This is a genomic window from Blautia difficilis (assembly GCF_014297245.1).
In the GTDB taxonomy this organism is placed as follows: Bacteria; Bacillota; Clostridia; order Lachnospirales; family Lachnospiraceae; genus Blautia_A; species Blautia_A difficilis.
Window position 1 is genome coordinate 1 of the sequence record NZ_JACOQG010000017.1, and the last position, 12,226, is coordinate 12,226.

Annotated in this window: 10 protein-coding genes, 2 pseudogenes and 1 riboswitch; all 12 genes and pseudogenes read left to right on the forward strand. The window is 40.0% G+C overall.

The features are described 5' to 3' along the window. A pseudogene (locus tag H8Z82_RS10755) lies at positions 1–197 on the forward strand (protease modulator HflC); the annotation flags it as partial. A gap of 195 nt (positions 198–392) precedes the next feature. Then, positions 393–1,547: pseudogene (locus H8Z82_RS10760) on the forward strand (FprA family A-type flavoprotein); the annotation flags it as partial. Between the two features lie 232 nt (positions 1,548–1,779). Continuing rightward, positions 1,780–2,217, forward strand: coding sequence for a MarR family winged helix-turn-helix transcriptional regulator (locus H8Z82_RS10765; protein ID WP_019160932.1), 438 nt, complete (start codon positions 1,780–1,782; stop codon positions 2,215–2,217). A 114-nt stretch (positions 2,218–2,331) separates the two neighbouring features. Beyond that, positions 2,332–3,669, forward strand: a complete 1,338-nt coding sequence (locus H8Z82_RS10770) for an MATE family efflux transporter (protein WP_119241649.1) — start codon at positions 2,332–2,334, stop codon at positions 3,667–3,669. 121 nt (positions 3,670–3,790) lie between these two features. Further along, a complete protein-coding gene (locus H8Z82_RS10775) occupies positions 3,791–3,958 on the forward strand; it encodes a hypothetical protein (protein ID WP_022379826.1) in 168 nt (55 codons plus the stop codon). Positions 3,959–4,031: 73 nt separating this feature from the next. Next, a complete protein-coding gene (locus tag H8Z82_RS10780; RefSeq protein ID WP_207724658.1) occupies positions 4,032–4,547 on the forward strand; it encodes a hypothetical protein in 516 nt (171 codons plus the stop codon). A 107-nt stretch (positions 4,548–4,654) separates the two neighbouring features. Next, positions 4,655–5,161: an HD domain-containing protein gene (locus tag H8Z82_RS10785; protein WP_186995107.1), complete on the forward strand. Its 507-nt coding sequence runs from the start codon at positions 4,655–4,657 to the stop codon at positions 5,159–5,161. Positions 5,162–5,479: 318 nt separating this feature from the next. Continuing rightward, on the forward strand, positions 5,480–6,124 hold the full coding sequence (locus H8Z82_RS10790; protein ID WP_117675744.1) for an RNA polymerase sigma factor: 645 nt from the start codon (positions 5,480–5,482) through the stop codon (positions 6,122–6,124). A 7-nt stretch (positions 6,125–6,131) separates the two neighbouring features. After that, the gene (locus H8Z82_RS10795; RefSeq protein WP_207724659.1) at positions 6,132–7,883 is read left to right on the forward strand and encodes a DUF4179 domain-containing protein; all 1,752 of its coding nucleotides are present in this window, start codon (positions 6,132–6,134) and stop codon (positions 7,881–7,883) included. 198 nt (positions 7,884–8,081) lie between these two features. Then, positions 8,082–9,254 carry an NAD(P)-dependent malic enzyme gene (locus tag H8Z82_RS10800; protein WP_019160940.1) on the forward strand — a complete coding sequence of 391 codons (1,173 nt, stop codon included), beginning with the start codon at positions 8,082–8,084 and terminating at the stop codon, positions 9,252–9,254. 283 nt (positions 9,255–9,537) lie between these two features. Beyond that, positions 9,538–10,152 (forward strand): ECF transporter S component, encoded by a 615-nt coding sequence (locus H8Z82_RS10805; protein ID WP_186995108.1) that lies wholly within the window; start codon positions 9,538–9,540, stop codon positions 10,150–10,152. 210 nt (positions 10,153–10,362) lie between these two features. After that, positions 10,363–11,772 (forward strand): MATE family efflux transporter, encoded by a 1,410-nt coding sequence (locus H8Z82_RS10810; RefSeq protein WP_044997038.1) that lies wholly within the window; start codon positions 10,363–10,365, stop codon positions 11,770–11,772. Between the two features lie 195 nt (positions 11,773–11,967). Next, positions 11,968–12,074: riboswitch (NiCo riboswitch) on the forward strand. Positions 12,075–12,226: the final 152 nt, after the last annotated feature.

Genomic DNA, 12,226 nt, shown 5'->3' on the forward strand with positions numbered 1-12,226 from the left:
AGGCAGAGATCCTGGAGGCAGAGGGCGAACAGGAATATATGAAAATCCTTGCTCAGGCTTATGGAGAAGAGGACAGGAGTGAGTTTTATTCTTTTGTGAGAAGTCTGGATGCGCTGAAGACATCTATGAAAGGTGAGGACAAAACAGTGATACTGTCCGCGGATTCACCGATCGCTCAGATTTTTGAAGGGAAATAAAAGAAAAAAGTAGCAATAGTACACTCTCAAGTATTTCCAGATTTTTATATAAAATAGATGAGAAATTGACTTTGTAAGCAGGTATGAGACTTGACGAACGATATGAATGTGGATATAATAGGTTCAGAAAAGAAAAAATGGAATTTTTAACCGGATTTTACCGGCTCGGATATTGCTAAGGAGGAACATTTTATCATGAAAATCGGAAATGATATTTATTATGTAGGTGTAAATGATCATCAGGTAGACCTGTTTGAAGGTCAGTATGTAGTGCCAAACGGTATGTCCTATAATTCATATGTGATCATGGATGAGAAGATTGCAGTTATGGATACCGTAGATGCTAATTTCAAAGACGAATGGCTTGAAAATGTAGCCAAAGTCCTGGACGGTGCGAAACCGGATTATCTGGTAGTACAGCATATGGAGCCGGATCATGCCGCAAATATCGAGAACTTCATGAAAGCATATCCTGACACAACCGTAGTTGCAAATACCAAGACTTTCACTATGATGGGAAATTTCTTCAGAAACCTGAATCTGGACGGAAAGAAGCTGGTAGTTGCAAACGGTGACAGCCTGACAATTGGAAAACATGTGCTGACTTTCGTATTTGCACCGATGGTTCACTGGCCGGAGGTTATGGTTACCTATGACAGCACTGATAAGGTTCTGTTTTCAGCAGACGGTTTCGGTAAATTCGGAGCACTTGACGTAGAAGAAGACTGGGACTGCGAAGCACGCCGTTACTATATCGGAATCGTTGGAAAATATGGTGCACAGGTTCAGAAGCTCCTGAAAGCTGCCGCAACTCTGGATATCCAGACAATCTGTCCACTCCATGGACCAATCCTCACAGAGAACCTTGGATATTACCTTGAGAAATATGATATCTGGTCCTCCTACAAAGTAGAGAGCGAAGGTGTTGTGATCGCCTATACATCTGTATATGGAAACACAAAGAAAGCAGTAGAACTTCTGGCACAGAAACTGGAAGAAAAAGGTTGTCCGAAAGTAACTGTATTTGACCTTGCAAGAGATGACATGGCAGAAGCAGTGGAAGAGGCTTTCCGTTACGGCAAACTGGTACTTGCCACAATTACATACAATGGAGATATTTTCCCATTTATGCGTACTTACATTGAGAATCTTACAGAACGCAGCTACCAGAACCGCACCATCGGTCTCATTGAAAACGGAAGCTGGGCACCTGCAGCAGCAAGAATCATGCAGGGGATGTTCGAAAAGAGCAAAAACATTACATGGCTCGAGAACAATGTAAAGATCATGTCCTCACTCAGCGAAGCAAATGAGGCAGAGATTGAGGCTATGGCTGAGGAGCTTTGCAAATAAATTTTGGCTACGATAAGGTATCAAATTCTGAAGTATATATAGAAAATTATTAAATGCAGAGAATCTGCAACTATACTAATATTAAAAAACAGGGAGTGTACAACTTTAAGTAAGTTGTACACTCCCTGAAATTTTTTACCAGAATATTTGCCTGCCACTCTATTGACAATAGTATGATTTCGTACTATTATACTTTGGTATGAAATCATGCTATGAAAGGAAAATAAAAATGTCAGAGATAATTCAAGATAAAGTTAATCAAATAAACTGCCTGAACGAAGAAATTGATTCCTTGTATCATCAGGCGGCATTAAAGCTGGGAGTATCGGACTGCGTTCTGTTTGTTCTTTATATGCTTCACACGAATGACGGGAAATGTCTGCTCTATGATATTTACAAATTATCGGGAATCAGCAAACAAACAGTCAATTCAGCAATTCGAAAACTGGAAAATGAAGAAACGGTATATCTGGAAAAATGTAATGGAAAATCGAAGATGGTATATCTTACTGAGAAAGGAAAAACATATACTTCCCAGACAGCTGCACGACTATTTGAGGCTGAATGTAAAGCGCTAAGCAATTGGACGGAGGAAGAAATTAACCTGTATCTTAAGCTGACTGAAAGATATCATGCAGATTTAAAGAATGAAATCGAATCTTTATAGAAAGTGGAAGAACTATTGGAATCTGTCAAATAAGCAGAGGAAAGATTTAAAGAAAATTGTTATAAAATCATCTATAAGATTATGGGACTTAACAACAGAAAGGAAAATAGGAAAATGGAACAGACAATACAGCTTTCGGATCATTTCGGTTACAGACGACTGATCCGTTTTACAATACCGTCAATTCTTATGATGATCTTTACATCCATCTATGGTGTAGTTGATGGATTTTTTGTATCAAATTTCGTTGGAAAGACATCATTTGCAGCGGTAAATTTTATCATGCCATTTCTGATGATCACCGGAGCTATGGGATTTATGTTTGGAACTGGTGGAAGTGCGTTGATTGCTAAAATCATGGGTGAAGGAAAGAAAGAGAAAGCACAGAAAATTTTTTCGCTCCTTATTATGGCTACGATTATCTGTGGAATTGTAATTGGAGCAATCAGCATAATTTTTCTCAGACCAGTAGCCGTATTTCTTGGAGCAAGAGGAGAGATGCTGGAAGAATGTATTATATATGGAAGAATTATTCTCGTAGCATTGCCATTCCTTATGTTACAGTACGCATTTTCAAGCCTGGCTGTTACCGCAGAAAAGCCGAAACTGGGATTGATTGTGACAGTTACTGCAGGTGTGATAAATATGGTTGGTGATGCGCTTTTTATGGCTGTTTTTCAGTGGGGAATCGCCGGAGCGGCAATGGCTTCCGCACTGGGACAGATTGTAGGAGGTATTATTCCGCTGATTTATTTTGTCCGGAAAAATACCAGCCGATTAAGGATTGTCAGACCGGAATGGGACGGCAGAGCACTGCTTAGAATCTGCACCAATGGCTGCTCGGAACTTATGAGCAATATCTCTATGTCCGTCGTCGGCATGCTTTATAATACACAGCTTATGAAATATGCAGGAGAAGACGGGGTGGCAGCCTACGGTACGATCATGTATGTGAATTTTATTTTTATTGCAATTTTCATTGGCTATGCAACAGGTGTTGCGCCGGTGATCAGTTATCATTATGGTGCCGGGAATACAAAAGAACTGAAAAGTTTGCTGAAAAAAAGTTCTGCATTGATCCTGATTTCATCTGCATTGATGTTTGGAATATCAGAACTTATGGCAAAACCACTGGCAGGTATTTTTGTTGGATATGATGCGGCACTGCTGGAAATGACTGCGCATGGTTTCTCAATCTATGCAGTTTCTTTTATCTTCGCAGGGATTGCCATATTTGGCTCCGCTTTCTTTACAGCTCTCAATGATGGACTTACATCGGCAGTCATTTCATTCCTCAGAACACTTCTGTTTGAATGCGCTTCCGTAATGATCCTGCCGCTGATTCTTGGGCTTAATGGAATCTGGTGCTCGATTGTTGTAGCAGAGTTCATGGCAGTGGTGGTAACTTTGATATTTCTTGTGGTTAAACGTAAAAAGTATGGATATTGGTAAAATGAAATAGAGTATCTGGATTATATAATCGGCATATGGGTGACCAAGACTTAAAATATTTCTCCAGTTTGTTCTATAATATGCTATACTAGCTTTAGTTAAAACTCAGGGAGGCGGTAAGATGACTAAATTAGGTCAGATGTTAGTTGATGATGGGTACAAGCGTGGAAAAATTCAGGGAGCACTTTTATGTGGAAAAACGCCTGAGGAAGTAGCAGAAATGTTTGATATTTTGTTACAAGAAGTGTTAAAAGTGAAAGAGAATGAAAAAGATATGAAAAAAGCTTGAGTCATAGACTTATATTTATATACTATTTAGAAAAATTGTTATGACAGGTATATTTCTTATACTTTGTTCTTTTATGATTCCTGATGGATTCTGGGAACATCATAAGCAGGAAGCCACCCTTATCACGTGCGTTGTGAATCTGGCAATTGTAGTATATATGTTTGGAGTTGTGATAAAGAAAATAAACAGGGAGAAAAAGAATCCGGCAATTATTATAGTTGTTGTAGTATTGGAGATTGTGTTGGTGATGTGGATTTTGCAGAGCTTTGCTGCCAGATCAATAGAAAATGCTGATGGAACCAGTAAGGGTGTTGTAGCAGAGCAGTTTGCGATGCAACTGTTGCTTAATGAAAAAGATGTCGAAGAAGACTGGATATGTGGATATAATTATGTTCAGATTGATTTACACCCGGATGTCTATCGTGTAGGTTTCACTTATTATGCAAATCAGAAAGATGTAGAAATAGGAAAAGAAAGTGTGTATGGTTATGATATTCAGGTGGATTCCGAGTATATGATTACGATAAAAGAAAAAAGTGTTGCAATCGGTGAGGATTTGTGGAGCAAAAATACAGATCTGATAGAATAAAACCAATAAAATTGAAAATTTCAGTACAGAAAGGATAAAACTCAAAAAGTATTAAGAAGTTATAAAAACCAGTAAGATAATACTGAAGAGAAAGGCAGGAACAAAACATGACAGTAGCAGAAGTTGTAAAGAAAATGGTAGAGTATTCCAAGGGCGATCTTCATGACATCAACCATTTCATGAAAGTATACGCATATGCAAAAACAATCGCAGAGGGCGAAAATCTGTCACCGGAGCAGCAGAAGCTGGTGGAGGTAACTGCGGTTGTTCATGATATTGCCTGCCCTCTCTGCAGAGTAAAATATGGAAATGCCAACGGCAAGCATCAGGAGGAAGAAAGTGCGGCACTGATAGAGGAATTTTTCGCAGATTCAGATCTGCCGAAAGAATTTGTAAATCGTGTTTCTTATATTGTAAGTCATCATCATACAATAACCGGAATCGATGGTATTGATTATCAGATCATGATAGAGGCAGATTATCTGGTAAATGCAGATGAGAGTAATTTCTCCGGAAACAATGTGAGAAATATGCTGGAAAAAGTATTCAAAACAGAGACAGGAAAATTCCTGCTTCAGTCTATGTATCAGAAAAGATTAAATGCTGAAGAATAAAAAGAAAACGTTAAGAAAGATTATGAGTGATAAAAAACCGGTGCAGAAGTGTGCCGGTTTTTTATGGGGAAATTCAGGGCTTATAATTTGTTTGTATTACAATTATATGTGGATGAGAGGTTATAATAAATATAAAAAATCTGATACCTGAAAATTTATTTAAAAGATATGAAACTTTTCTCTATAATTCCCCATCTAATAAGTGTAAAACAAAACAACAAAGCTTCATTCGAATGAAACATATTTGTAAAAACATAAGAGCTACTGGATATGAAGTAAACAGTAACACATAAAACTCTAAACAAGGAGGATCAGCATTTGATACAGTTGGTAAAACGCTCCATCTCAGGAGATGCGGATGCATTTCTGGAATTGATGGAAAAGAATTCTCTGGCAATGTACAAGGTGGCGAGGGGAATCCTGGATAATGATGAGGATGCCGCAGATGCCATGCAGGATACCATACTTACCTGCTTTGAAAAAATACATACACTGAAAAATCCGGAATATTTCAAAACCTGGATAATCCGGATTCTGATCAATGAATGCAATAAAATCCACAGACACTACAAAAATTTCAGCAGAGCCGAAGAACTTCCGGAAGTTCCCGGACAGGACATGTCCATTGAGGAATTTGAGTTCAAGGAAATGCTTGGAATGCTGGATGAATCCTACAGGATCATACTGGTTCTGTATTATGTAGAGGGATTTCGGATCGCAGACATTGCTTCTATATTAAATATGAATGAAAACACAGTAAAGACCAGACTGGTCAGAGCCCGGGTGCAGCTAAAGCAGGAATATACTTCAGCAGAAGATAATATTCAGAAGAAAAGACTGCAGCAGAAGAAAAACAGAGAATTCACAGGTATCACAGAAGAGCTTGCAAAAGATCAGAATGGAAATCTGAGAACAGGATCAGTAACAGCAGGAAGCATAACGGTAAGTGCAAGAAAGGGATGAAGTGATTATGGCGAAGAAATTGGATTTTGATAAAGAAAAGAATAACAGAAATGACAATGCGATAGAGGAAATCATGCAGGCAGAGTTTCCATTGCCAAAGCAGGCAGAAGATGCAAAAAACGAAGCATTTTCCAGAATCAGAGAAATGGCAGCAGCTTCTGGAAATGTGGAGAATACAGAGAATATGGTGCAAAGATTGCGGGAGAAATCAACAGAAAAATCAACAGGAAGTTCCGGAAAGAAATCATCCGGAACAGCAAAATCGCACAAGAAATTCAAAGCAGTATACAAAACAGCTTTGGGACTGACCGCAGCTGCAGCCGTATTTTCCGCAGTATGTATCACAAATCCTGCATTTGCAGAGAACATTCCTCTGGTCGGAAATGTATTTAAGCAGCTCGGCAATTCCCTGGGATTTTATGGTGATTATTCAAAATATGCAAAGCAGCTGACAGATTCCACAGAAGATGCACTGTCTGCAGATGCTGATGGAAGTCAGGAGGGCAGCAGTAATTCTCAAAATGTTCAGGTTGAGGATCAGAATACAACAGAAAATCACAATGCAGATAAAACGAAAGACGATCAATCCTACAGCAAAACGGTAGATGGAACAACTGTCACACTCTCAGAGGTATACTGTAATGAACTGGCAATGTATCTGTCTATGGCAATCCACACAGAAGATAAATTCCCGGATACCTTCATTACATCTGATGGAAAACCCAATATTAAGCTCAGTGAGGATTCTACAGTCAAATATGATTACATGGATGGAAAAAGTAATCTGTTTAATGCTTATCTGGATGGAAAAATGCTGGATGATAACACCTATGCAGGAGTTTTGCGTATTCCTGTGGACGATATGACAGTGGATGATGCAGGATGGACAAAATATTATGAGGTGCGTAATGCATTTTTCAAAGAAAAAGGGATTGATGTAGATTCCGAGGACTTTAGTTTTGATAAGTTAGCCCAGGTACTGGGAATGGATGAATACAGTGATGAGAACCTTCCTCAGGTGGGAGGTCCGGCAATCAGCGATTATGTCAAAGACATCAAAGTACCTGACAGGTTTGCCATGGAGCTGGATCTGAAAGATATTGTGGGTACTCTTCCGGATGACCAGGATACTACCCCGGATATCCCTCAGGATCTGCGGGATGAATATAATCAGAAAATGGCAGAGCATGGAATCAGCACAGATGATGCAGATTATGAGAGCCTGACAGAAGAACAGAAGGATCTGGAACATCAGTTTTTCACTGAGATGTGGAATGAGTATTTTGAACGGTATCCTGAGGCAATTGAAGGTAATAACAGATATAACTCATGGACACTGAAGGGTGACTGGAAGTTCAACGTAGATGTAGAGAAAAATACTTCCGATACGGTTAAAAAGGATGTAAATGTGGTAGATGAAAATGGAGATGGTGTTCTCTCCATTACGAAAACACCATTTGAGATCACTATGAAAATGCAGGATCCGGAAGCAAAGTATTTTGCAGTTATGCTGGATGCCAATGGAGATATCATGCCATATGGAGGCGTGTCAAACAGCAATAACACATATGCGATACAGGACAGAGACATTTCCACTGTATATATTTATCTTTGTGACTACTATGAGTATATGGACGAACTGAAAGGCTACTATTGGTCTGATAACTATGAAGAGAAAGCAAAGACCAGGACCTTCAAACAGCTTCTGGATGAACGGGCAGTTGCCGGCACAGAAGTACATTTTGATACAGATAAATAATGATATAAAGCTTCTTTTTGCCCTTGATATCAGATGATAAAGTCCCGTAACTGAAACAGCATCTTCACAATTTTCTGCAGAAAGATGATGTTTTAATTATTTTGATAAAAAAGGTCAGAAAAACAGTAGAATCTGAGCCAAGTTAATGTTACAATGTAGGCGTCTCAAAAAAAGAGTGCAGAAGGGAGCCAAAACAAAATGGACTACGCAAAAGAATCTTTAAAAATGCATTATGACTTAAAAGGTAAAATTGAGGTTGTATCAAGAGCCAAAGTAGATTCCAAAGATGCTTTAAGCCTTGCTTACACACCGGGTGTTGCTCAGCCTTGTCTGGAGATCCAGAAGGATGTAAACAAGAGCTATGATCTGACAAGACGCTGGAATACAGTTGCTGTTGTAACAGACGGAACTGCAGTACTTGGACTTGGAGATATCGGACCGGAAGCAGGTATGCCTGTTATGGAGGGCAAATGTGTACTCTTTAAAGAATTTGGCGGTGTAGATGCGATTCCGCTCTGTGTCCGCAGTAAAGATGTTGATGAGATCGTTAAGACAGTAAGCCTCCTGGCCGGATCCTTTGGAGGAATCAACCTTGAGGATATTTCCGCACCGAGATGCTTTGAAATCGAAAAGAAACTGAAAGAGTGCTGTGATATTCCGATCTTCCACGATGACCAGCACGGAACAGCAGTTATCACACTTGCAGGTGTTATCAACGCATTGAAACTGGTTGGCAAGAAGCTTGATGAAGTGAAGATCGTTACTTCCGGAGCAGGTGCTGCAGGTATCGCTATCATTAAACTGTTAATGTCCATGGGACTTAAGAATGTAATCATGACAGACAGAAAGGGCGCGATCTACGAAGGCAGAGAAGGATTAAATCCAATTAAAGAAGAGATGGCTAAGATCACAAACTTCAACAAAGAGAAAGGTACTCTTGCAGAAGTGATCAAAGGCGCAGATATCTTCATCGGTGTATCCGCACCTGGAACACTGACACAGGATATGGTCCGCACAATGGCAAAAGATCCGATCATCTTTGCATGTGCAAACCCGGTACCTGAGATTTTCCCTGACGAAGCAAAAGCTGCAGGTGCAGCAGTGGTATCCACAGGACGTTCTGATTATCCGAACCAGGTAAATAACGTGCTCTGCTTCCCGGGACTTTTCCGTGGTGTACTGGACGCAAGAGCATCAGATGTTAACGATGAAATGAAAGTTGCAGCAGCATATGCCATCGCAGGTCTGGTAAGTGATGAAGAATTAACAGCGGAATATATTCTTCCGGCAGCCTTTGACCCACGCGTAAAAGATGCTGTAGCTAAAGCTGTAGCAGAAGCAGCAAGAAAATCAGGCGTAGCAAGGATTTAACCGAATCAGATTGCGAATATCTGTTTGACACAAATAGAATAATGAAGCCCTCTGTTTTCATGTGAGCAGCATGCAGACAGAGGGCTTTTTTACATAATACCAATCTGACCTCTAAAAAATTCGAAAAATTGGTCATTGAAATAATGACACATTTCGCGTATGATAACTTCAACATATTGATGCGTCAATATATAAAAAATCTGATAGTGAAAATCAAACAGGTGATATGGCTTATTGATATGAACCTGGAGTCTATCAGATTATACGAGAGGGGACAGTTATTATGAATACTCAGAACAGCACAATTACAAAACTTGCAGAGACAGCTCTTATGGCTGCATTATGCTATGTATCCTTTACATTCTTGCAGATTAAGATCCCTGTACCGGGCGGTGATGCAACATCCATCCATATTGGAAATGCATTCTGCGTACTGGCAGCACTTCTGATCGGCGGTGTATACGGCGGATTATCCGGTGCCATCGGAATGGGAATTGCAGACCTGATGGATCCTGTATATATCACAGGCGCACCAAAGACATTTGTACTGAAATTCTGTATTGGTCTGATCACAGGTCTGGTAGCACATAAGATTGCAAAGATTAATGAAAGTACAGATAAAAAATATGTTTTCAAATGGAGTGTGATTGCTTCTGTAGCAGGTCTTGCGTTTAATGTTGTGGCAGATCCGATCGTAGGATACTTCTATAAACAGTATATTCTCGGACAGCCTCAGGAACTGGCACAGGCACTTGCAAAAATGAGTGCTGTAGCCACATTATTCAATGCAGTAGTTTCTGTGATCCTGGTAGTAGTGATCTACAATGCAGTACGTCCGGTACTGATCAAGAGTCATTTGCTTACAGTTACCGGTAAGAAAAAAGAACAGGCAGCATAAAAAATGAAAAGCATTTCAGTTTTGCATCATACAGCAGACTGAAATGCTTTTTTGGTGTATAGAGTATTTATAAGAAAAAATATAATAAGAAAAAATAAAAATATGGGGTTGAAATAGGGAGAAATATATAGTATCGTAGGTGATACAACGCTTAGGGCGAGGACTGTCTTTGGACAGTCTCTTTTTATGAAGAAGGATGAGGAAAAAATTATGGAGAGGACAAAAGAAAGGTTATCGTTTCGTAAGAAGTTTATCGGTGACAAGAAGTTTTATATGATGGTTCTGGCTGTGGCTGTGCCGATTATGATTCAGAATGGAATTACAAATTTCGTAAGTCTGCTGGATAATATTATGATCGGACGGATCGGTACGGAGCAGATGTCAGGGGCTTCCATTGTGAATCAGCTGATTTTTGTTTATAATCTGTGTATTTTCGGAGGAGTATCCGGGGCAGGGATTTTTACAGCACAGTACTTTGGACAGAAGGACAATGAAGGAGTGCGGCAGACATTCAGGTACAAGTTATGGATGGCTGTGATCCTGACTATTGGGACGACTTTGCTGTTTCTGACGGTTGGAGAGAATCTGATCAGTATGTATCTGCAGGGGGATGGAACTGCGCAGCAGATTGCAGATACACTGAATTATGGAAAACAGTATCTGGATATTATGCTGTTGGGATTACCACCTTTTATGATGGTGCAGATTTATTCCAGTACTCTGCGAGAGTGCGGAGAGACGGTTCTTCCTATGAAAGCAGGAGTTGTGGCAATCTGTGTGAACCTGTTATTTAACTACCTGCTGATCTATGGTGTATTTTTCTTCCCAAGACTTGGTGTGAGAGGTGCGGCAATCGCAACTGTGCTGTCACGTTATGTGGAGGCTGCAATTGTAATCAGTTGGACACACAGGCATACGGAGAAGAATCCCTTTGCAAAAGGGTTGTATAGCACGCTTAAGGTTCCTGCAAACCTGACAAAGAAAATTCTGGTCAAGGGAACTCCACTGTTATTTAATGAGACTTTATGGGCTTCAGCTATGGCTATGCTGACCCAGTGCTATTCGGTTCGAGGGCTGAATGTGGTTGCTTCCCTGAATATTTCCAATACGATCAACAATGTGTTTAATATTGTGTTTATTGCTCTGGGAGATTCCGTGGCAATTATTGTAGGACAGCTTCTGGGCGCGGGAAATATGAAGAAGGCAAGAGATACAGACAATAAGATGATTGCGTTTTCAGTTATGTGCTGTACAGGAGTTGCAATTGTCATGTTTATTATGGCTCCGTTGTTTCCAATGCTTTATAATACCAATCAGGAAGCCAGGGAGCTGGCGAAATATCTGATCATGATCACTGCATTCTTTATGCCTCAGAACGCATTCCTGCATGCAACCTACTTTACCCTACGTTCCGGTGGAAAGACCATCATTACGTTCCTGTTTGACAGTGTGTTTATCTGGTGCATCAGTGTGCCGATTGCGTTTGTACTGAGTCGTTATACAGGGATTCATGTGCTTGTGATTTTTGCATGCGTGCAGCTGGCAGATCTGATCAAATGTGTGATTGGATTTGTTCTGGTTAAGAAGGGTGTGTGGCTGCAGAATATCGTTTCGTCATGATAAAAAATTTCAATAACATTTGGCTTGACTAACCGATATACTATAGTGTATCATCAGTGAAAGTCAAATAGAAACAGTCTTATAAAACTGTTATAATATGACTTGTTGTTTGATTCACATCATGCTATTTGTGAATTGATATATGTAACATTAATTCTCTTTGCACTGCATTACATTCAACAGAATGCGAGATCAACAGTACAAACTGAGCAGGCGATGCCCGAGATGTTCGAGGGCGTGGGGCCGGGCCGCGCGAAGTGGCAGCAGATATGAACATTTTCAGACATATCTGTGGGACAGTGTATGTTCCGCAGGTGTGTCTTTTTGTTTTCTGGAAAATATGTTTTGGAGAGATTTTCTTTTAGAGGGATTTTCTTTTAGGAGAATTTCCTGAAACGGGTGCAATTCCGGGATACCAAAAGACCCCTGTAAGACCGCACTTTGATAAGTCGCA